The sequence below is a fragment of the Shewanella algicola genome, from assembly GCF_014648035.1.
Classification (GTDB): Bacteria; Pseudomonadota; Gammaproteobacteria; order Enterobacterales; family Shewanellaceae; genus Shewanella; species Shewanella algicola.
On record NZ_BMQI01000067.1, the window covers coordinates 1 to 21794 of the forward strand.

The 21794-nt window shown below is 42.7% G+C and carries 19 protein-coding genes and 1 pseudogene; 10 read left to right on the plus strand and 10 right to left on the minus strand.

What is annotated here, in order from left to right; genetic code table 11:
• From IEY42_RS19830 to IEY42_RS19840, 3 genes are all read left to right on the plus strand, one after another.
• Positions 1–273: integrase core domain-containing protein (locus IEY42_RS19830; protein ID WP_188926959.1), on the plus strand; the 273-nt coding region annotated here is incomplete at its 5' end.
• A complete protein-coding gene (locus tag IEY42_RS19835; protein ID WP_188926960.1) occupies positions 248–568 on the plus strand; it encodes a hypothetical protein in 321 nt (106 codons plus the stop codon). The genes IEY42_RS19830 and IEY42_RS19835, both read left to right, overlap by 26 nt.
• 131 nt (positions 569–699) lie before the next feature.
• Positions 700–1308, plus strand: coding sequence for a hypothetical protein (locus IEY42_RS19840; RefSeq protein WP_188926961.1), 609 nt, complete (start codon positions 700–702; stop codon positions 1306–1308).
• A gap of 141 nt (positions 1309–1449) precedes the next feature.
• On the opposite strand, the gene IEY42_RS19845 is transcribed toward IEY42_RS19840, so the two are convergent.
• From IEY42_RS19845 to IEY42_RS19860, 4 genes are all read right to left on the minus strand, one after another.
• Positions 1450–3252 carry a hypothetical protein gene (locus IEY42_RS19845; protein ID WP_188926962.1) on the minus strand — a complete coding sequence of 601 codons (1803 nt, stop codon included), beginning with the start codon at positions 3250–3252 and terminating at the stop codon, positions 1450–1452.
• Positions 3253–3403: 151 nt separating this feature from the next.
• Positions 3404–4036: a response regulator transcription factor gene (locus tag IEY42_RS19850; RefSeq protein ID WP_188926963.1), complete on the minus strand. Its 633-nt coding sequence runs from the start codon at positions 4034–4036 to the stop codon at positions 3404–3406.
• A gap of 382 nt (positions 4037–4418) precedes the next feature.
• Positions 4419–5300, minus strand: coding sequence for a 23S rRNA pseudouridine(2604) synthase RluF (rluF, locus tag IEY42_RS19855; RefSeq protein WP_188918654.1), 882 nt, complete (start codon positions 5298–5300; stop codon positions 4419–4421).
• A 190-nt stretch (positions 5301–5490) separates the two neighbouring features.
• Positions 5491–6399, minus strand: coding sequence for a DUF72 domain-containing protein (locus tag IEY42_RS19860; protein WP_505973596.1), 909 nt, complete (start codon positions 6397–6399; stop codon positions 5491–5493).
• Positions 6400–6625: 226 nt separating this feature from the next.
• Here IEY42_RS19860 and IEY42_RS19865 point away from each other — a divergent pair, with 226 nt between their 5' ends.
• Positions 6626–9673 (plus strand): transglycosylase domain-containing protein, encoded by a 3048-nt coding sequence (locus IEY42_RS19865; protein WP_188926964.1) that lies wholly within the window; start codon positions 6626–6628, stop codon positions 9671–9673.
• A 72-nt stretch (positions 9674–9745) separates the two neighbouring features.
• On the opposite strand, the gene IEY42_RS19870 is transcribed toward IEY42_RS19865, so the two are convergent.
• Positions 9746–10183 (minus strand): DUF3429 domain-containing protein, encoded by a 438-nt coding sequence (locus tag IEY42_RS19870; protein WP_188926965.1) that lies wholly within the window; start codon positions 10181–10183, stop codon positions 9746–9748.
• 78 nt (positions 10184–10261) lie between these two features.
• On the opposite strand from IEY42_RS19870, the gene IEY42_RS19875 reads away from it, so the two are divergent.
• The gene (locus tag IEY42_RS19875; protein WP_188926966.1) at positions 10262–10753 is read left to right on the plus strand and encodes a GNAT family N-acetyltransferase; all 492 of its coding nucleotides are present in this window, start codon (positions 10262–10264) and stop codon (positions 10751–10753) included.
• Here the strand turns inward: IEY42_RS19875 and IEY42_RS19880 are convergent.
• Positions 10750–10920 carry a hypothetical protein gene (locus tag IEY42_RS19880; protein WP_188926967.1) on the minus strand — a complete coding sequence of 57 codons (171 nt, stop codon included), beginning with the start codon at positions 10918–10920 and terminating at the stop codon, positions 10750–10752. The two genes, IEY42_RS19875 and IEY42_RS19880, sit on opposite strands and share 4 nt — an antisense overlap.
• 224 nt (positions 10921–11144) lie before the next feature.
• On the opposite strand from IEY42_RS19880, the gene IEY42_RS19885 reads away from it, so the two are divergent.
• The 5 genes and pseudogenes from IEY42_RS19885 to IEY42_RS19905 all read left to right on the plus strand — a co-directional run bounded on the left by IEY42_RS19885 (position 11145) and on the right by IEY42_RS19905 (position 18529).
• Positions 11145–12392, plus strand: coding sequence for a DEAD/DEAH box helicase (locus tag IEY42_RS19885; protein WP_188926968.1), 1248 nt, complete (start codon positions 11145–11147; stop codon positions 12390–12392).
• A 160-nt stretch (positions 12393–12552) separates the two neighbouring features.
• Positions 12553–14610: a PhoX family protein gene (locus tag IEY42_RS19890; RefSeq protein ID WP_188926969.1), complete on the plus strand. Its 2058-nt coding sequence runs from the start codon at positions 12553–12555 to the stop codon at positions 14608–14610.
• 151 nt (positions 14611–14761) lie between these two features.
• A pseudogene (gene gloA2 / locus IEY42_RS19895) lies at positions 14762–15144 on the plus strand (SMU1112c/YaeR family gloxylase I-like metalloprotein).
• Between the two features lie 282 nt (positions 15145–15426).
• Complete coding sequence (locus tag IEY42_RS19900; protein ID WP_188926970.1) at positions 15427–17748, plus strand: TonB-dependent receptor; 2322 nt, start codon at positions 15427–15429, stop codon at positions 17746–17748.
• A 100-nt stretch (positions 17749–17848) separates the two neighbouring features.
• Positions 17849–18529, plus strand: a complete 681-nt coding sequence (locus IEY42_RS19905) for a Fe2+-dependent dioxygenase (protein ID WP_188926971.1) — start codon at positions 17849–17851, stop codon at positions 18527–18529.
• A gap of 71 nt (positions 18530–18600) precedes the next feature.
• On the opposite strand, the gene nrfD is transcribed toward IEY42_RS19905, so the two are convergent.
• From nrfD to IEY42_RS19925, 4 genes are all read right to left on the minus strand, one after another.
• The gene (gene nrfD, locus IEY42_RS19910; RefSeq protein WP_188926972.1) at positions 18601–19542 is read right to left on the minus strand and encodes a cytochrome c nitrite reductase subunit NrfD; all 942 of its coding nucleotides are present in this window, start codon (positions 19540–19542) and stop codon (positions 18601–18603) included.
• On the minus strand, positions 19539–20219 hold the full coding sequence (locus IEY42_RS19915; protein WP_188926973.1) for a 4Fe-4S dicluster domain-containing protein: 681 nt from the start codon (positions 20217–20219) through the stop codon (positions 19539–19541). The genes nrfD and IEY42_RS19915 overlap by 4 nt, the downstream gene beginning before the upstream one ends.
• Positions 20220–20225: 6 nt before the next feature.
• Positions 20226–20690, minus strand: a complete 465-nt coding sequence (locus IEY42_RS19920) for a multiheme c-type cytochrome (RefSeq protein WP_160053434.1) — start codon at positions 20688–20690, stop codon at positions 20226–20228.
• A gap of 75 nt (positions 20691–20765) precedes the next feature.
• On the minus strand, positions 20766–21230 hold the full coding sequence (locus IEY42_RS19925; protein ID WP_188926974.1) for a hypothetical protein: 465 nt from the start codon (positions 21228–21230) through the stop codon (positions 20766–20768).
• Positions 21231–21794: the final 564 nt, after the last annotated feature.

Genomic DNA, 21794 nt, shown 5'->3' on the forward strand with positions numbered 1-21794 from the left:
CATGCACTTGAGATTTGGGCTGAGCAACATGGCATCAAGTTAGATTTTATTAAGCCAGGAAAAGCTACGCAAAATGCATATATCGAACGATTCAACCGCACTTACCGAAATGAAGTATTAGATTGTTACTTGTTCAATAGCTTGACTGAGGTTAGGGAAATCACAGATAGTTGGATTGAAGAATATAATTATGATCGGCCACATGAATCACTGAACGATCTACCGCCCAAGATGTATGAGCGATTAAATGAGGAAAACTCTCTCAAAATATGATCGATATAAGGGATGGTTACAAACCGACTTACATGATAAATATTATAACAAGTCATATTTGGGTATCGATAATTACCGAATTGATGAAGGACGCGAGTTTGCATTTGAAGATGCTAAAAACGCTAACAATAATTTAGTTCGTCAATCTGCGCAGATGCATGGACATGATCTTGAGGTATGGGTGGGATATCGTTTTGATACTGTTTCACCGAAAACCAACAAACCTCGTCAAGCGAGTGGATACTGTAAACTAGCCTATTTACAAAACCAGTGGAAAATTATTTCGTTATTGTAGGAGCCTACCTTTCCTGTTTACTTATTAGCAGCAGCTAAAAAGCCTAGGTATGATGAGTTTATTCATGGGGTGTTTTGTAGAACAATTCTGCAAAACGTATTTATATCACTTTTAATTGTTAAGGATAACAAGTGCAACATTCATCATTTTTTAAAAAAGCTAGCTTGCTGGTGGCCATGGCTACAACCATTACCACAACGAGCTTTGCAGCATTGGCGAGTAATCAGGGGGCTATTGATGCATTTGAGGCTAAAACTAAACCGATTGCCCAAGATGCAAAAGTCTTATCCGACAAGCAATTAGTGTTAATGGACGATTTTAATCAACTTATGGAGTCGGGTAATGCTGCTGCAGTATTTCAAAGTGGTAAGGTTGCAGAGTTACAAGCACTCGGCGAGCAGACGTTGGTGCAAGCTAAGCTGTTTGTCAAAGAGTATGAGCAGTTTTTAGCGCAGTTACCTAAAACCTCTACTTGTTATACACCTGAAAACGTCACTGAATATAATCAGCTTATTAATGAGGTGGCGACTAAGAATCAATCTTTATCTGAGTTAAGCAGTACGGTCGCACCAGGTGATGAAATGGCGGCTACGATGGCAGTATTAAACTTACAAATGCATGCCGGGCAGGTGAGTGGTTTGGTGCAAATGTTTCAGCTTGTGAAGATGTGCTATATAACCGAAGCCATGGGTTACACCAAGCAAGATGTTGAACGTATGCAAGCGGAAGAAGAGCAGTAAAGCCTATGTGAGTGATCATTTATTAACGCGCAATTATAATGCAGCATCAAAAATAAACCCCATTCGCTTTTGCTTATGGGGTTTATTGTTATCTGTGAAAGCGCCTTAATTTAGACGACACAAATTGTGATATGACTAGAGTTAAAGTACCAATGGATTAACCTGATCATATAAGTGTTGATATAACGTTTGAGTAAACCCAGTGTTATTGTCAAAGGTGACTGATACATTATTGGACGCAGATGTTTGCATTTTTTCATTGAGTTCAATTTTCATCAATTGCTGGTCAATAAATAAGAAGTAGTCCGGATAGACATATTCCTGTGCGGTGCCTTCGACGATTTCAGCAACTTTAATCAATAAATGATCACTTGGACTGGTGCTTTTTGTCATTTGATAACGTTGTTCAATGCTGCCATCGCTATCAAGCAAAGCAATGGTTTGCTCTTCTTCATCAATAATGATGTCGAGCGGGAAATAAAAATCGAATAAAACTTCGGCTACCATTGTTGTCGAAAGTGTTTCTTCAGTGACAAAGCTTGATAGCTCATACGTCTCATAATCTTCAACTACTCGGCACATTACATCTTCGGTTTGAGTGACCGTTAAACTATATAGGGTATCTGGCCAGGTTAATGCGTCTAATTTTAGCTTTTCTGGAGCTGTATTTAACACAGATTGCCAAAAATCACTGGTATTCGCGTTAGTGATTTTATTGATATCGATTGTAACAGGGACATTCGTTCCGGCATAAACCGTGTTGTAGGTATTACCCGTAATGCTTGGCTCAGTTACTGGGCCATTGTCTTCGGTGTACCAGCGCTTGTCTGTTGTGTGCCAACATTCGGTAAGCTCGTCATCGTCTTCATCTAATGGCGCTTCAAATGCCAAGGCTTGGCCGGCCAGCGCGGAGATCCAGGTTAACACTTTTGTGTTGTCAGCATTTTGCATAGAAAATGCACTCAGATCAGAAGATAAGGTTAGAGATAAGGTATTAGTGAAACCATCATCATTAATGATATTACCTAGCACAAGGTCCCAATCATCTTGTGACAAAATACGCGAATCGATAGGTAATTCTGTAAATCCTAATGCGATGGCAGAGTCACTAAAGAGTATGTTAATGGCTAAGGTGAATGCGTCATCCGAGAAGAACTCTTCGATAGACAGACCACTATCACTTAATATTTGCCAAAGCTCAGCATAAGTCGCGGCAAGGATTTTTTCTGCTGCAATAACGTTTGGAATTTGCGTCGCGATAACTTGTTGTAAATAGGCAATGGCATAGTCTATACGCATAAAATTAGCTGTGGCTGACGTTTCAGCGGAAACTGAGTATAAAGTGTCGGCATCTAATTGATACAAAATAGCTAATAGTGCGTCTAACTCTGTTGATAGTTGACTAATGTCACTGTCAGACAGGTTTTGATTCATCATTTCTATCACACGAGACTGCTTGATATGCGTCAGGTTGTTAATCGCACCATTATATTGTGGGTTTGCGATTAATGTCCCTTGTCCTGCATCATCAACAATCGCTTTTGGTGCTGCTCGGTTAGCCGGGTTTTTAACCTTAAGCGCTAAAGAGCGGGCCTGAATGGCTTGCGTTGCTGTCGCTGCTTGCCAGTTAGCCACTAAATAATAGTCTGGGGTTTCAACTTCGCTCGTCCACTCTAATTGATAGTTACCGTCAGCGTCAGTCGTTGCTAATGGTTCATCGCTATCACAAATTAGGTTTTTATTTAAATCAGCACACACAGTGGCGCCAGATAACGCCCCTTGATAAACCGCTACCCCAGCAATTTGATGGTTATATTCAGACACTGGAGTTGTTGGTGTACCCGAATCAGGCTGGGTTACCTCAGTACTTTTATCATCGTCAGAGCCACAACCGACGAGAAGTGTGCCAGAGATTAAGATGGCGAGTAAACTTTTATGATGCATTAATGTGTCCTTACATTACTAAGTATTGCGCTGTCTTAGCCGCGCAATGGGGGGGATATCGAAATCCATTATTTATAGCTCTCTCTTAATATGAGTCGAGTTAAACAGTGGAGACTGCAACGATGTGGTTTGATTAAAGAAAAAATAATGATTAACCCGCAGCGAACGCAAAGAGCTGGCCACGATTTTTAATTTTGGTTTTTTTATAAATATTTTGCACGTGCATTTTGACCGTATTAACGGAAATGTTGAGCTCTTTAGCAACTTCTTCGTTTGTGAGCCCGTGCAGTATTAGGGATAAAATCTGCTGTTCTTTTTTTGTGGTGACGGCGAGGATTTTAGCGCGGTTAGCGGAAGAAGGTACGCGTTTTTTTTGTAAAATATACTTAGATATTGCTTTATCGTTAAAGCCAATATCGCCGTCTTCAACTTTTTTTATTCTTTGTATTTGATCCACGACGCTTTCATCGACACTTATTGCTCCATGAAAGCCAGATGCAATTAATATGACCTCAAGCTCTATGTTTAATGAGGGGCAAAAAGCGATATGTAAGTTGCTTTTGAGTATATCTCTGGACAAATAACTTATTTTTTGTAGGGGGTTATCAAGGTAATGGATAAGGATTGCGGTACTATTTTCAATGGCGGAAATCGTCGACAACTCAGCTGATGCGCTACTAGCATTGCATGAGATAAGATTACATTCAATAAGGTTTGCCAGATGCTGAAATGGTTCTTGCAAGTGCAAAGGGAAGTCTAGAATAAGAAGATGTTTACTGAACATGTTACTTTCCTTGTGTCAAAATGCCGCATCCCTTTGCGGTATTGTTTGAACTTTTCGGTTATCGACCATTTTTGAACTGATATAACCAGACCCCCAATAGAGTGCTATTAACATTTTATACATATCGGCAACGTTGGTTGTATTCAAGGCTGTATGTTTTACTAGCAGAGTAAAGCATATTAAAAAGCTGAAATGTAAATTACGCTAACGTTAGGGTTAAAGTGTAAGCCACTGTTTGTAAGGCATATTCAGTATTAATATTTGCTAATGAAACGAACAGGGCAATATACTACAACATAATTATCTTGTTGCATACGGTAAAGGAGGTGTTTTTTTGCGCAACACCTATTCTTTACCATTTAGTTGTTATGTTGTGGATATGTTAACGCTTAGGTTTGCGCGAATGGTTTGATTTACCTTTATTCGCGGTGGGCTTTTTAGGCTTGCTGCCTCTGCCTTGCATAAAGTGCTCTGGGCCTTCAATGGTGTCACGCAGGCTTTTTAATGGCTTTTTCTTGGGCTTTTTAGGCGCTTTTTTCACTTCAGACGACGAGTGTTCAATCAACTTCATTAAAGTGCTGAGCTCTTGCTCGTCTAGGTCACGCCATTCACCAATGGGTAATCCTTTAAGCGACACATTCATTATTGATTGGCGCTCAAGCTTGGTGACTTCAAAGTTGAAGTATTCGCACATGCGGCGGATTTGACGGTTAAGGCCTTGGACTAACACAATTTTAAATGCGTAAGGTGACACTTGTTCAACCTTACACTTTTTGGTTACTACGCCCAATATGGGCACGCCTGCGGCCATACCCTTAATAAAATCATCGGTGATGGGTTTGTTGACGGTGACGACGTATTCTTTGTCGTGGTTATTGCCCGCACGCAAAATTTTATTCACTAAATCGCCATTGTTAGTTAAAAATATCAACCCTTGCGAGTCTTTATCTAGGCGACCAATCGGAAAAATTCGTTCGCTGTGGTTAACAAAATCGACAATATTGTCGCGCTCAGTACCTTCGGTGGTACTCACAATACCAACAGGTTTGTTTAGCGCAATAAACACTAAATCGGCTTCATCACGCGGTTCAATATCCTGGCCGTTGACTTTCACTTTGTCACCAAACTCAACCGTGTCGCCAATTTTGGCGCGTTTGCCGTTAATAAATACATTGCCCTGTTCAATGAAGCGATCGGCTTCTCGGCGTGAGCAGATCCCACTCTCGCTGATGTATTTATTTAAACGGGTTGCAGATTCACTCATAGCGGTTCCTTTATCAACATAAACGCGCTGCACTGGCAGGCTGGATCGGCGCAGATAATATCATAAACTGTTTTATACCCAAACAACCTGAAGATGCTCGATTTCAGCAAGACTTTACAGGTGTTTAGGCAAGGCATTGATTGGGTATATTATTCTTAATGCTGTCTGCTGAAAATCGTTGCATTAATGGCTACAAATCCAAGCCCATTTGCGCTGTCGCATCTTGATGCTGTGCCAGTAAGTTAATGTCGCTTAGTGGCGTGGGAGTGTGCATGACCTGTTGTTGCAATAAGCGATATAAATCGACAGCTAATTGCGGCGCATCATGATTGTCTGGGGTGTGAATAAACACATACGGCTGTTTGCCCTCGGCCACCCATAATGGCAATTGCTTAAGCCAGTTTTGAAAAAAGTTCACATTCGACTCCGCCTGTGGATGACCAATAAATCGTACCACCGGATGTTGCGCCGTTGCGATGGCATGCACTGGCACTTTGGGCTTTTTTTGATGAGCGTCAATTACCGCGGCCGTGGTTGGTGGCGCTGCAAATACTGGCCGAGTGTCCATAATAATGCGATTACACTGGTAATTGATAAGCAGACGGTTAAGGTCTCGCTCGGCATCACCTTTGGCAAAAAAGGCTTGATGACGAACCTCGACACCATAGGTTAACCCTTGAGGTACCTGAGTTAAGAACTGGGCTAACACGGGTAAATGTTGCGGACCAAAACTGGCGGGTAATTGAATTTTCCACATGCCTGTCACGTCGATTAATGGTGCCATTGCCGAAAAAAATTGCTGCACTGCAATATTGGCGTCTTGCAGCATTAATTCGTGAGTAATGAGTTTGGGCAGTTTAAAGGTAAAACGAAAGTTGTCATTAACGACATCACGCCAAATTTGGGCTTGCTGTAACGATGGCGTAGCATAAAAGGTGGTGTTGCCTTCAACGGTATTAAATATTTCAGCGTAACGGGCAAGTCGCTGACTGGGGTCGTTATGACCATAAACAGTATGTTGCCAATGGTTTTGCGACCACATTGCGAGCCCCAATCTTATGGCGGGAAAATCGACTTGCGATGATGCTTGTGTATTCAAAACTGTCCTCAAGCTGAAATGTCGTTTTTATATAAAAATATCGTGGTAATAACCAAAACGGCTTAAACGAGCTAAAAAGCAATATTTATCCCGAGCTCAGGTTATTTAGTTATTTTGTCTATATCTAATCGCTTTATCCATCTGATAAAATTAACGAGATTGACATCATATCAGTCAAAAAACACATTGTGCATTATCTTGGTTTTATGGGTTAGTTGGAGTGTTTGTGTCGAGTCAGCCTACTGAGCGTCAGTTTGATAATTATCGTCCAAAAGAGTCTACGGCCAAGCCGGTTAAAGCTCGTAAAAGCAAAGCCGGTATTTTATGGGTGATCCTGATATTGGCGACGGCTTATTTGCTTGAGTTCGAAGTCAGGACATCTTATTACCAATCGCATTTTCTGCACCAGTATGCCAGCAAGCTCACCTATAAAAAACGTGATTATCGTAGTAATGCGGTGATTTATCCTGAATATGGCCCCTTTGATGATAGGCATGGCTATAGCCAACTACCGAAAAAAATTGAACGCCTAATCGAGCGTAATTACCAGATTACTCAACAAGTGGTATTTTCGCCAATGTTAATGGATTACACCGAAAAGGGCTTTTTTCCACCGTATCACGAAAAATCCCAATCAGGTCTGTTGATTAGAGATTGCCGCGCCATGACGGTGTTCGACTTCTCGTACCCTAAACGTGTCTATCAAGACCAAGACACCATACCGCAACAAGTCATGAGTACCTTGCTGTTTATCGAAAACCGCGAAATGCTTAGCCCTGAAACCAACTATAACCCAGTGGTCGATTGGCCTCGTTTTGTATTGGCTGCAGCGAGCCAAGTTGCCGAACTGGTGGGTGTAGATATGTCAAAGGCTGGTGGCAGCACATTAGCCACCCAAATTGAAAAGTTTAGGCATTCAAATCATGGCTTAACCTTAAGCATTAAAGATAAATTGCTGCAAATTGGTTCGGCCATTGTGCGGGTATATCAGCAAGGCGAAAATACCGTTAATGCGCGTCAGCGTATTGTGCAAGATTACCTTAACACGGTGCCGTTATCATCGGCCCCTGGTTTTGGTGAAGTTCACGGTATAGGTGATGGGTTATGGGCGTGGTTTAAAACCGACTTTGCCCAAGCAAACCAGTTATTACTTAGCCGACACACGCCACAAAATGGTGCGCAGCGCGGCAAAGTATTTAGAGAAATCGTCGCGCTTATGATTGCTCAGCGTCGTCCGTCATATTACTTACTACAAGGCCACGATGATTTAGAGTCATTGGTCGACAGTTACTTACGCTTATTAGGTCGTGACAGCTTAATTGAAACCAAGTTAATGGTGGCTGCGCTAGAGAGCTCGTTAACCTTCAATACCACTAAGTTAGCCACTACTAACCAAACCAATAATAAAGGTATTAATGCGGTGCGCATTCGCACTGCAGGCATGTTAGACCTTAATTTATATGATTTAGACCGTTACGATTTAGCCATTAACAGTACATTTCATGGTGATTTACAGCAAAAAGTGAGTGATTACTTACGTAGCTTAGCGCAAGTCAATTCAGCAGAGCGCATTGGCTTATTAGGTCAGCGTTTATTGTCGGCGCAACAACTCGACAAAGTGCTGTATAGCTTTACCTTGTACGAAAGCACCGACAGCGCCAACAGAGTGCGTATTCAAACCGACAGTATCGACCAACCTTTTGACATTAATGAAGGCAGTAAACTAGAACTCGGCTCTACCGCTAAACTGCGAGTATTGGCAACGTATTTAGACATCATTGCCGAGCTGCAGCAGCGCTTTTCGGCCATGACAGTAGCCGATTTACGCCAGGTTGATGTGGAGCGAAAAGATCATATTACCCGTTGGGTAGTCGACTATTTGATAACCACGCGTGATCGTAACTTAACCCGTATGCTCGATGCAGCCTTACAACGCGAATATTCAGCCTCGCCAGATGAACGTTTTTTCACGGGGGGCGGCTTGCATGTGTTTAATAACTTTAACAAGAAAGAAAACAGTCGTGTTCCCACTTTATATCAAGCCCTGCAAGAGTCGATAAACTTACCGTTCGTGCGCTTAATGCAAGACATTGTCAGTTACAGCAGTAGTTACAATAGTGAAGGCAGTGTGTCGCAATTATTACGTAATGACAAAGACCCGCGCCGCGAAGAATACCTAAAAGCCTTTGCTAAACGTGAAGGAAGCTCATTTGTAAAACGCTTTTATCGTAAGTACCGACAACTCGCACCCGAGCAACGCTTAGAAGTGTTATTTGACGGTATCGCACAGCAAGAACAAAAATTATCGGCAGTGTATCGCTATGTAAAACCTTACGATGGCGCCCGTGAACTTAAAGCGTTTTTAAATGCGCGTTTGCCAGCCAAACATTTTAGCGATAAAGAGATTAACGCACTGTATAACAAGTACGGCGAAGACAAGTTTAACCTGGCCGACCAGGGCTATATTGCTCGAGTGCATCCACTTGAGCTATGGGTACTACGTTACTTAAATGAGTATCCTGAAACTGGCTTAACCCAGGTATTAGACGATGCACAACCCCAGTTACAAGAGGTGTATCGTTGGTTATTTAGAACCCGCCATCAAAATGCCCGCGATGTGCGTATTCAGGTGATGTTAGAGGTTGAAGCGTTTTTAAGTATTCACCAACGTTGGGTCCGTATGGGTTACCCGTTTGAATATATGGTGCCGTCGCTAGGCTCTGCGTTAGGCAGTTCGGGCGACAGACCCGCAGCATTAGCTGAACTAATGGGCATTATTCAAAATGACGGTTATCGTTTCCCAACCGTACGTATAGATGAACTGCAATTTGCTAAAAACACCCCATATGAAGTGACATTAGCCAATAACAAGCAAATGGTCACTCGGGTAATGCATCAAGAAGTGGCTAGAGCCCTTAAGCGTGCTTTAGCTAATGTGGTGCAAAATGGTACTGCCAGACGCCTTAATGGTAGCTTGATGGATAATCAAGGCCAGGCAATTGTTATGGGCGGTAAAACCGGTACTGGCGACAACCGTATCGCAACCGAAATTCGTGACGGCCGTAAGGTCGCATCAACTGCCATTAACCGCACTGCGACCTTTGTGTTTTACTTGGGCGATCGCCACTTTGGTACCTTAACGGCATTTGTGCCGGGTGAAAAAGCCGATGATTTCAGCTTTACCTCCGCACTGCCATTGCAAGTGCTTAAAGGTATGATGCCAATCTTGTCGCCAATGATTAATCAAACCGAGCAGTGTCAGGCAGGGTTGTGATTTAACTAAAATGATTGCGTAAACAGCCCATCAACCTTTGGGCTGTTTATATTGAAAACGATTGATACAAGACTATTGATACAAGCTAAGCATTACCACCGCATGACATAAAGCAACCACACTGGTGAGTATAGTGCGCAGCGTCATGTAGCTGGCAGAACTTGATAATTGCTTGGCCTTAAACTCAACAAAAAGCAGGTATAAATAACCACTAAGCAATAAGATCAATGCCGACAATTCAAACGGCGTTAATAGTGCAATCCAGCAACCTAGCGCAATAACGTTACTGACAATTAATAACTTAGCGATATTATCATCGGGGCTAAGCACAACGGCTTTTCCCCATAATGTGCCCGCCATAAAACTTAAAATAATTGCACTGTAACTAATAAAGCCAAGTAAGGTATGCTCAGGTGATAGCACACTATGATTAAACGCCAATAGGCTTAATACAATAAACGGAATTAAACCTGCAAATCCGAGCCATTGCCAAGTACTAATGTGTTTCATGCTATCTCCTTTGCTATAACGCCCTTAACGCCAATATAAATGATCTTGGTTGTACAACCTATAGGTGAACGAAGCGCAATGAATATTTATCTTAAAGACGTTAGCGAACGTGATTTAAGTTTACTATTTGAATTTCAAAATGACCCCATCGCCAATAATATGGCCGATGTTCCGGCACGTGAACGTGCGGCGTTTTATCAGCATTGGCGACAAAATATTTTTGCCAACGACCAAGCTATCGCAATCGGTATTTGGCATGACAACATATTAGTTGGCCATTTGGTGTCGTGGATTAATGATGAGTTAGCCACCGAAAATGAACCAGAAGTGCGTTTAATTGGCTATTGGATTGGGCGTAAATATTGGGGGAAGGGGATCGCGACGCAAGCGCTTAATTTGTTCTTACAGCAATATATAACCAGCCCGGTTTACGCCTATATTGATTTACAAAACCAGGGCTCGTTAAAGGTTGCTCAGGCCAATGGGTTTGTGGATGTTACCGCGCAATATTCATCGTTATTTACTAAAGATAACTTATTAATATTTAAGCGCGATAACGTTACAAGTTAATGACCCGCACCGCCACATCCACCACAACAGCTGCCGCCATTGCCTTCATTTTTTTGTGATGTTTCTGTTTTGGGTGCTGTGTTTTCCGGTTCAGATTTTGGCGCAACATGACTAACTGGTTCAGTTTGTTTGGCTGGTTTAAAAATACCGCTGATTGAAAAACTCATGGTGATGCCTCGTAATAAAGTGGTTTATAGCAAACAGTTTAAATATATAAATATTTTACATGTTTAAACTGTATAAGTCCCACCTTTGTAGTCAAGTACTATTTGTGACGCTTTGCTAGGTATGCGTTAAACGTCACATTAAGTCATAACACAATGTCATTACGAGTTTTTGTTTTGATGCGAATGGGCATGATAAACTGCGCATCCACCTGTTTGGAGCTGTTATGTCTTTTGTTGAATTATCGCTACACCCTTCGTTAATGACCCGTTTAGCTGGGCTTAATTATCAGCAAGCGACCCCAATCCAATTGCAGGCTATTCCGGTGATTTTAAGCGGTAAAGATGTCATGGCTGGGGCGCAAACTGGCACAGGTAAAACGGCGGCATTTGCATTGCCTATATTACAGTCAATTTTGAGTCAGCAAGCGCTCAGTCCTAAAGAAGCCATTAAGGTTATTCGTGCCCTAGTGTTAGTGCCTACCCGCGAGTTAGCACAACAGGTTCATCACAGTATTGAGCAATATGCTCATGGTAGCGACATTAGCTGTGTGATGGTATATGGCGGCGTGAGTATTGGCGCACAAATTCGCCAACTTGCTGGTGGCGTAGATATTTTGGTGGCAACCCCAGGTAGATTACTCGATTTGCTCCGTAAGCGTGCATTGACCTTATCGCAGTTAACACACCTTGTGTTTGATGAAGCCGACCGTATGCTGGATATGGGCTTTAAAGACGAGATAATTGATGTACTAAAGCAAGTGCCTAAAACCCGGCAAACACTGTTGTTTTCAGCCACGTTAGATGACCGCATGTTTAGCTTTAGTAAACGCTTATTACAATCACCTAAAGTGATTGAAGTGGCCAAGCGTAACACTACCGCCGCGAGTATTGTTGAACGCGTTTATAACCTCGACAGCAACCGAAAGTGTGCGGCATTGTGTCATTTAATTAAACTTGAAAAATGGCAACAAACCTTGATTTTTAGCCGCACCAAACAAGGTGCCGATGCCCTCGTTAAACAAATGAAGCATGAGGGTGTGAGCGCTGAGGCGTTTCATGCCGATTTATCACAAGTCGTGCGTGAGCAAGTGCTAAGCCAGTTTAAAAGTGGCGAGCTTACCGCGCTGGTGGCCACCGATGTTGCAGCCAGAGGCTTAGATATTAACGAGTTGAATTACGTCGTGAATATGGAGTTACCGTTTCAAGTTGAAGACTATGTTCACCGAATTGGCCGTACAGGCCGTGCAGGTAATCAGGGGCAGGCAATCACGTTACTGAGCGTTGATGACGAGCCGTTATTGATAAAATTAGAAACCTTTTTAGACCGTCGCCTCCCGCAACAATGGTTAACAGGATTTGAGCCAGATTTAACTCAAATGGCTGTTACTACTAGAAAAACCACCAAAGGTGCTCTTAAGCAACAAGCGCGTAAAAAAGCCTTAGGCCAACGTCCTTCTCGTCATAAAAGGTAATAGTCATTGCATAATTGTCTGATGCTAGTTGCACATCAGCTGTCTTTTAAATGCCATATTATTGTCATGATTTTTGAACCTTGCTGTCACATTAGATGCTTATCTTATCTGTCGAATAATCATACCTGCAGTTAATTTTGAGCATACACAAGGAATACATATGAGCAAGGCGACGTTTAACCCAACTCGTTTTAATAAAAGCAAAAATACCCCATTTAACGAAGTAATGGACGCTCACTTATCACGCCGTAATTTTGTTAAGCGTGGTTTGGGCCTAAGCGCCATGACCGCCTTTGGTGGTTTCGGATTAAGCGCCTGTGGTTCTGATAATGATGATAACAGTACTCCTGAAACGCCAACCACACCGACAGCGCCAGCACAAAGTTCAGCCGTGTTAGGTTTTGAGTCTATTGCCGGTTCTAAAACCGATGCAGTGGCCATTCCTGCGGGCTATTCAGCCTATGTATTAGCGCCTTGGGGCACGCCGCTTAACTCAAAAGCCGCAGCATGGAAAGATGACGGAAGCAACACCGCTGAAGATCAGGCCAATTCTGTGGGTATGCATCATGATGGCATGCATTTCTTCCCGCTCAATGATGCCGGTGATGACGGCTTGTTGTGTATTAACCACGAGTACATTGACCAAAGTGCATTACATTCAACAGGCCCAACTTACGACACAGATGGCAAACGCACTGTTATCGACGAAATACGCAAAGAAATCAACGCTCATGGCGTCTCAGTAGTACGCATTAAGCTGGTGTCTGGCATGTGGCAAGTGGTCGAAAATGACAGTTATAACCGTCGTTTTACAGGCGCAACCGTAATGGATATTGCAGGCCCTTTGGCCTACAGCTCATACCTTGAAACGCGCTACTCGCCAGACGGTAGCCAAGCGCGTGGTACGTTAAATAACTGTGGTAATGGCTATACGCCTTGGGGCACGTATTTAACTTGTGAAGAAAACTGGCCTGGCTACTTCGTTAATAAAGGCACCTTAACAGCAGAGCAAACTCGAATTGGTATTTCAACCTCTGATACGCGTTATGGCTGGAACCATTTAGCCGGAAATGATGATGAACGTTTAGACGAGTTTGCTCGTTTTGATGTCACGCCAACCGCTACAAGTGCTGCTAACGATTACCGTAACGAAGCCAATGGCCATGGTTATATTGTAGAAATTGACCCATATAACCCTAATTCTCGCGCCACCAAACGTACCGCATTAGGCCGCTTCCGCCATGAAGGTTGTGTGTTCGGTAAGCTTGAAGAAGGCAAACCAATTACTTTTTATTCTGGTCACGATTCTCGCTTTGAATACCTGTATAAATTTGTGTCTGACGCAGTGTGGGACGCAGCTGATGCTAACAGTACTAATCGCTTAACTGTAGGCGATAAGTATATGAATGCCGGCACATTATATGTGGCTAAGTTTAGCGAAGATGGCTTGGGTGAATGGCTACCGTTAACCCTAGACGGTGTGACTACCGATGGCAGCACACTTGCGAGCAGCTTTGACTCACAAGCCGCGATTATCTTAAATACGGCTGGCGCTGCGGATCTTGTTGGCGCGACCCCAATGGACCGTCCAGAATGGGCAGCGGTAGATCCATTTACTGGCACGGTTTATCTTACATTAACCAATAATAGTAAGCGTACCGATAGCACTAACCCTGCTAATCCACGTTTAAATAATAACTTTGGTCATATTATCCGTTGGGATGAAGGCGACGCTGCCACTGAGTTTAGCTGGGATATCTTTGTCTTTGGATCCCCCGATGATGGCGATGCAGAAACCAATTTATCTGGCTTAACAGATTTAAACCAGTTTGCTAGCCCTGATGGGTTAGCGTTTGATACTCGAGGTATTTTATGGGTGCAAACCGATAATGGCGCCTCTGAAGTGAAAGAAGAAACTAACGACCAAATGTTAGCGATTGTGCCATCAACCATGGTAGATGCAGGCGGTAATCAGCAGGTGGTGAATGCCGACAACCAAACCCAGTTGAAGCGTTTCTTTGTTGGGCCAAACGGTTGTGAAGTCACCGGTTTTGCAATTACCCCTGATTACACCACTATCTTTGCTAATATTCAGCATCCAGGTAACTGGCCATATTCTGATAAAGCAGACGAAGCCACGCCTGCTGGTATCACAGTGCGTCCACGCGCAGCGACCGTGATGATCCGTAAAGATGATGGTGGTGCAGTAGGCGTATAAATGCTGTAGGTTACTTAGAGATAACTGCGAGATAACTCATTAGTTGCCTTAAGCTGTAACCACTTTTAATGCTAATTAAAACCCTGATAGACTCGTGCTATCAGGGTTTTATTATTTATCCCGCATTCAGCTTATTAAAAGCAGGAGCATTATGCTAAAAGGCATTCATCATGTGGCCATCATTTGTGGCAATTATCCTCGCTCAAAAGCGTTTCTCAGGTTCTAGGGCTCAAAATTATTGCCGAAAACTATCGGCAAGCGCGCGATTCCTACAAACTGGATCTTGCCCTACCAGACGGTAGCCAAATAGAATTATTTTCGTTTAATGCTGCCCCACCAAGACCGAGCTTTCCCGAGGCGCAAGGATTACGACATTTAGCGTTTAAAGTCGACGATATCAACCAAGTCGTACAACATTTACAACAACATGGTGTAGAGGTTGAGTCTATTCGAGTCGATGAGTACACCCACAAGCAATACACTTTTTTTAGCGATCCTGACGGCTTGCCACTCGAGTTATACCAAATAGCTTAACAAGCTTTCTCCCAACGTTACCGCTCAACTTCTTACTCCTTCATTGTGCTTATACTCACGCTGCCTAAGCCATTATTGGCAGTGTGCTTAGGTTATTTTGTGTCAACGTTACCTTTACCTTGTTGTTAATTGTCATCAGTTGCAGCGCAAATACACATCTAAGATTACAATCTTTACACAAATGATAATGATTCGTGTTTGTGATCTCTATCGCGTTTATGTAAAGTGCGTCACATAATTTAACTTTCGTAAACGCTAAATAATAATGGGATGATATTAGAGATGAAATCGAACAGTTACAATAAGTTGTCATTAGGTGCACAGGCTGTTACTGCTGCATTAGTGTTTGGCAGTCCAGCGATTTATGCGGCTGACACCAATAATGAAACTTGTGATAAGGATATTTTAGCCAACTGCAAGCCAGCAGAAACTGACGAGTCTATCGAGCGCATTCGTGTACATGGTGTGCAAAATTCGGTTTACATGTTTAACAGTTCGGCCGACAAACGCCGTCTAGCAGAGTTAGTCGACACGCCACAGGTTATTACGGTATTAACCCAAGACCAAATTCAAGAATCAGGCAACACAGACTTAAAAGACATTTTGTCAGCCCAGGCGGGTGTAACCCTAGGTACAGGTGAAAACGGTAATGCGTTTGGCGACCGTTATATTATTCGTGGCCACGAAGCGCGCAGCGACGTGTTTGTTGATGGTCTACGTGACCCTGGCATGACAACCCGTGAAAGCTTTGCTACAGAACGTGTTGAAATTACCAAAGGCCCAAGTTCAACCTTTGCTGGCCGTGGTTCATCAGGTGGTGCGATTAACTCCGTCACCAAAAAAGCTTCAGTCGCCTATGACTTTGGCCGTGTCGATTTAGGCATTGGTACTGACGATCACAGCCGTATCACCATTGACTACAACTTACCGCTGTCTGATAAAGTCGCAGTACGATTAAACGGTTTAACTGCAGAAGAAGATAAGCCAGGCCGTGAAGGCATTAGCAGCAAACGCGAAGGTGTACAGTTATCGGGTGTGTATGAAACTACAGATGCACTCACATTTACTGCAGACGTTTACCACTTAAACGCAGAAGACGTGCCCGATTTAGGCAGCTACTTTGACCAGGACACTCGTAAGCCATTAGAAGATATTCCAGTCTATGCGCAAGACGGTGACTTTTTAGACTCAGAGGTGACCACCTTTACCCTGCGTACTGAATACGAACTAAATAATGACATTACCCTGTATAATGCCACTCGTGTGGGTCATACCGAAAACGGCTACATCACTACAGGTATGAGTGGTACAACTCGTGCCGATACCGATGCAACTGCGCCTGGTGAAGATACCTTAAGGCTCAGTACTCACCAGGGTAATCAAGATGTAGATTATTTTAGCACCCAGTTTAATTTATTCTGGAACACCCAAATCTTTGGCTTTAACAACCAGCTAGTGTTTGGTTTGGAATACACAGACGAAAACGTTGATAACGGTGTGTATAACATTACCAACAACAATCCAACGAACTGTTCTACAAATGGTCGCCGCGGCGTGTCTGAGTCATACTGTATTATTGATGGCGATGGTAACACCGTAGATAACATTAGCCAGCTTATGGGGCGCAGCTATGTTAAGGGTGAGTCGGATGCCATATACGACATCGAAACTGTGTCCGCATACATGATGGACAATGTAGAACTGACTGAACAGCTGTCGATGTTTTATGGTTTAAGGCTTGATAGTTACGATTACAGTAATGACACAACTGGCCGTGCTGGTGAAGTGCTTTATGCCTTTTCAGACACCATGTATAACTATAATTTTGGTTTAGTTTATGATTTATCCGAAGATGCCAATATTTACGCCAACTACAGCACGGCAACTAACATCAATGGTGGCGAGTCTGATTTAGGCGGCAACTGTGGTTATGGCGGTATTTGCGGAACACAAGAACAAGCTGCAGAAGCCGATGCTGAAATCGTAGAAAACATTGAGCTTGGCACCAAGTGGATGTTATTTGACGATAAAATGATGTTCTCAGCGTCTATTTTCCAAATCACTAAAAGTGATGTAATGGAAAGTGTAGGCGACAGTTATTCAACGCTAGGTACCTTAAACACAGGTGAAAACCGGGTTAAAGGGATTGAGTTTGGCATGGTTGGTAACATTACAGACAAGCTGAGCATACAATTTTCGGCGGCTAAAATGGATTCAGAAGTATTGGATTCTTACGCCCCAGCAAACATTGGTTTAGCACTCAGTAACTTTGCCGACGAAAGCGCGTATTTACAGTTACGTTACCAGTTAACAGAATCATTTGTTATCGGCGGTAGCTACACTTATCAAAGCGAGATGTTCGGCGGACAACCAGATACTGCCGCAGGTTACGACAGCACAAATGAACGTTACAGTATTGAAGTACCTAGCTATCAAGTGGTTGATTTATTTGCCAGTTACAATGCCACTGAATCCTTAACATTCCGCTTAAATGTGGGTAATGTAATGGACGAAGAGTATTGGACAGCAGCATATCGTTCAGGTGCATTTATGTACCTAGGTGATGCGCGTAATTCAAGACTGTCGATGACATACGAATTTTAATCCGTTGTTAACAATACAAGGTTAATCATTGATTAGTTAACCACTAACACCAACGCTTAGTTGCAAGCTAAGCGTTGGTTTTTTGATTTTGGAAGTCAGTATGGTTGTTATAGAAAAAGTGCTCAGTAAAGAGCAGGTTAGCGCTTATCGTCAGCAGCTGGCGCAATGTCCCTGGGGCGACGGTCGCCAAACGGCAATGGGGATGGCAGCATCTGTTAAACAAAATCATCAAGCTGATGCGCAAGACGCCAAGGTACAGCAACTGGCTAATCAGTTATTAGCACGTATTGGTGACACGCCTAAAATCGTTTCAGCGGCATTACCGCATAAAATTTTCCCACCGTGTTTTAACCGCTACAGCGAAACCGAAGAATATGGCTACCATGTGGATGCTGCGATTATGCGTATTCCCCATACCAGTAAGGTGATCCGCAGCGATGTATCGATGACGGTGTTTTTAAGTGAGCCAGAAGAATACGACGGCGGTGAATTGGTTATCTCTACTGAGTTTGGTCAGCAGCAAATTAAACTGCCAGCCGGGTATGCCGTAGTGTATCCATCAAGCAGTTTACATAAAGTCACTGCAGTTACTCGCGGCCAGCGTGTTGCAGCCATTACTTGGATGCAAAGCATGGTGGCTGATTCAAATCTACGCCAAACCTTGTATCAACTTGATCAAAGTATTCAAAAGCTGATTAACGCCAACAAAACTGATCGCGCTGAACTCGACAATTTACACAATGTGTATCACAACTTAATCCGGCAATTTACTCAGTTATAAACAAGATCAAAGGGCGTATATTTTGTCAATATACGCCCTTTGATCTTGTTGAATTTATTGTTTTTAATTTATTAGCTTATCGTCATCTGGCCAGTGTAAAGAATAAAGTTACGCAGTAAAATCACCCCAAGTAAACTTAAACACGCTGTACCGGCCACGTATGAAAACTTACGTTTTGAGGTGGCAGTCATAAACAGGTTCATGGCTAAAGGCGCAGACAATCCCAATCCCATAATACCGAACCAAAATACCCATCCCCAAAATCCTTCGCCAATGGCAGTAAAGGCCGCCATTTTACTTTGGCCTCCACTGAGAATAAGCCCAGCAAAGAAGGTAAACATAAGTACGATTTCGCCCAAAATTAACGGGATTTCAACACGGTGAATAAAGTGTACTTCTTTACCGTTAGGATTGCCGTTAAGTAACACCCCGCCTAATAAAGAGGCTGCAGAACCAGACGACAAACCAGAAGCTAAAAACAGTAAAGGTAATACAGGGTTGTTTAGCATTGGAAAGCGCGGTTGGGCTGAAAGTAAAAAGCCGGTATACGCCCCTAATGCCACCGAAAATATAATCAATAATCCGGTCACACTGGCCTCATACGCGGCTAATTTTTCACTGAGCTTAGTGATAAATGCAAACCGTGGTCGACACCAATCTTCAATAGGTTTACGAAAGGTGATGGCTATCCAGGCATACATAAATACCTGGTAAATCATCAGCACCACAACGCCTAAGGACATCACCGAGGTTGGGTTGTAAAAAACTAATATTTTCCAAAACTCAAAAGGCTTGGTTAAGTCGAGCACCAAAATACCCAGCCCTGCTAACACCGCAATAGGAGCGACAATACAGGCAGCTTGCACAAAACCAGACCGATAAGCTTGGTCTTTAAGACACGCATGCTTTAACAGCACAGCAAAAAACATCGCCCCAGCAGACACCCCAGCCAAAAACAGATAAATGGCAATCGGCCAATGCCAGACTAACGAGTCAAAGTGGAAGGCACTCATAATGTAATCTCCCCTGGTTTGGCGGTAATTCTAAACAGTTTAGGGCGGGTGCCTAAATCTTGTTTGTTTCGTTGAGTCGCATTAGCCTTTAAGGTTGCAACGATTAACGAGTCGGGATCTTTAAGGTTACCAAACACCAATGCATTAGTTGGACAGGCTTCAACACAGGCAGGCTGTTTACCTTGTTTAAGATTTGTCTCTTTACAAAAGTCGCACTTGTCGGCCGCTTTAGTGACTGGATTGATAAAGCGTATTTCATAAGGGCAAGCTAAAAGGCAATATTGGCAACCTACGCATTTATCAGCATGCACCGACACAATACCGGTTTTTTTATCAATATAAGCCGCACCTGTTGGGCACACATTGACACAAGGCGCGTCTTCACAATGCTCGCAAGAGTGGCGGGTAAAGTGGTAATACTGATTAGGGTACTCACCATAAGGGCCTTTTTTTTCGATGCTTAAGCGAGTTACGCCTTCCGGTACATGGTTGGTTTCACGGCACGCTTCAACGCAGGCATTACAGCCAATGCATTTGGTTTCATCGTGAATGATGGCGTACTTTATGGCTTGTTCAGTTTCTGCATCTGTGGTGCCATTGACTGCGAAAGGAGAAACTGACACTCCCGCAACTAATGCACAGGTTCTTCTCAGGAAATCTCTTCTTGAATTTTCCATAATGTATTACCTCTGCACACTATGACAACGCTGACATTCATCACTACGTTGTTTGGTTGTTAAGGTCATTATTCTGTCAGTTTGCGGATGCAATTGATGGCATGCACTGCACGCAACTTTTTGCGCATGTACATTATGAGTCCACTCAGTATCGGCTAACTTTTTAGGGATATGGCATGTTAAGCAGACATTGTTTTGGGTCGCAACTGCTAGGTCGCTGTCGGCTGAAAACACCATTAAATCATTCGGTTTTTTAGGGTGATTACCTTTTTCACCATGACAAGAACTGCAGCTTAAATTAAGCTCATCGAGGGCGTGATGTCCCTGCATTTTGCCATTGCGTTTATGGCATTTCATGCACGAGTCATTGTTAATTTGCTCAGTAGAGTCATTGCAATGTGCTTGCTGACTAATAAGGGCAAGCGATAATACACTTGCACTTAACATCAGTAGCCAGTTTATACGGGACATAACCAGTCCTCTCTACAATGGTTGAATCACAGGAAATGTCGGGTGAGAGTAGTAAACTGCCACCCGACAGGGGGGTCACGCAGGTAACACGCCTTGTAACATCTGCACGTCGTAAGGTTTGCCCCGAGCCATTTCAACCAATTTCACATTGAATTTCTCGAATAAACTTTTCGCGTTAGCGTCATCTTCTTTACTGAAATCAGAGATAATCAATTTCACTTCAGATGAGTCATGGTCTATGACTACGTAATCGAGTTTCGTGTGGTTTTCGGCTGCGGTATGGGCATCCATTTCAAACACATTATCCATGGGGACATTGCAGCAAACGTCGTACTTTCCTCCCACCATTGCTTGTAGTGATTTCATGAAATCAAAGCTTTGGGTGTCAAAAAGCGCTTTTTTGAGCGTGACAGTGTGCTCTTCGTGATCTGTTTTGAAGAACTTAATACATGTCATAATAAACATGACAATGATAAAAGGAACGGCAATAAACAGAACTGAGTACACAAACGCATAACTTAAAAAGACTGAAGTAAACATATATACCTCCCAAACGCATTTTAAAATTATTTTTTTTAAACCATCCTTTGTCGTAGATGCATGATCAATACTATGCCTGATGTGGTCGACTTAATTGATCTTAATCAATAAATCATAATGAGTTGCTGATTGTTGGTGAGAGTTTAGGGTTGGCTCTAATTCACTGTTTTTATCTTTTTGTTTTAGGTTTTTGAGTAATAAATAAAGCATTAATGAGTAATGCTAGTTATGCAATTATGGTTAGTTGAAATCTATTTTGCTCAAATAGGGATTACGTAAATTGTAATTCGTGGCTACTTTGTGTTTTTTAGAAATTTAGCTTTGTGGATTTAATGATCTAGGTTAACTAAATAGTAAATAATTAAAATATCGTTATCATATATTTGGTATTTGGTTAATATTATAGGTTGCATTTGCAACAGGAGACATTGATATGAAACCGATTGAATTAGATAAATTGGATTTATTAACGCTCACTATATTAGTTAACCTATATGAGCATCATACACTGGACCTTAAGTATTAAGTCTGACATAAATCCCATCTAAGGTTATGTCTTCTTTA

Coding starts and splice junctions, on each gene's coding strand:
- IEY42_RS19835 (WP_188926960.1), top strand. CDS start 248: ATGAGGAAAACTCTCTCAAAATATGATCGATATAAGGGATGGTTACAA.
- IEY42_RS19845 (WP_188926962.1), bottom strand. CDS start 3,252: ATGCATCATAAAAGTTTACTCGCCATCTTAATCTCTGGCACACTTCTC.
- IEY42_RS19850 (WP_188926963.1), bottom strand. CDS start 4,036: ATGTTCAGTAAACATCTTCTTATTCTAGACTTCCCTTTGCACTTGCAA.
- rluF (WP_188918654.1), bottom strand. CDS start 5,300: ATGAGTGAATCTGCAACCCGTTTAAATAAATACATCAGCGAGAGTGGG.
- IEY42_RS19870 (WP_188926965.1), bottom strand. CDS start 10,183: ATGAAACACATTAGTACTTGGCAATGGCTCGGATTTGCAGGTTTAATT.
- IEY42_RS19875 (WP_188926966.1), top strand. CDS start 10,262: ATGAATATTTATCTTAAAGACGTTAGCGAACGTGATTTAAGTTTACTA.
- IEY42_RS19880 (WP_188926967.1), bottom strand. CDS start 10,920: ATGAGTTTTTCAATCAGCGGTATTTTTAAACCAGCCAAACAAACTGAA.
- IEY42_RS19885 (WP_188926968.1), top strand. CDS start 11,145: ATGTCTTTTGTTGAATTATCGCTACACCCTTCGTTAATGACCCGTTTA.
- IEY42_RS19890 (WP_188926969.1), top strand. CDS start 12,553: ATGAGCAAGGCGACGTTTAACCCAACTCGTTTTAATAAAAGCAAAAAT.
- IEY42_RS19900 (WP_188926970.1), top strand. CDS start 15,427: ATGAAATCGAACAGTTACAATAAGTTGTCATTAGGTGCACAGGCTGTT.
- IEY42_RS19905 (WP_188926971.1), top strand. CDS start 17,849: ATGGTTGTTATAGAAAAAGTGCTCAGTAAAGAGCAGGTTAGCGCTTAT.
- nrfD (WP_188926972.1), bottom strand. CDS start 19,542: ATGAGTGCCTTCCACTTTGACTCGTTAGTCTGGCATTGGCCGATTGCC.
- IEY42_RS19915 (WP_188926973.1), bottom strand. CDS start 20,219: ATGGAAAATTCAAGAAGAGATTTCCTGAGAAGAACCTGTGCATTAGTT.
- IEY42_RS19920 (WP_160053434.1), bottom strand. CDS start 20,690: ATGTCCCGTATAAACTGGCTACTGATGTTAAGTGCAAGTGTATTATCG.
- IEY42_RS19925 (WP_188926974.1), bottom strand. CDS start 21,230: ATGTTTACTTCAGTCTTTTTAAGTTATGCGTTTGTGTACTCAGTTCTG.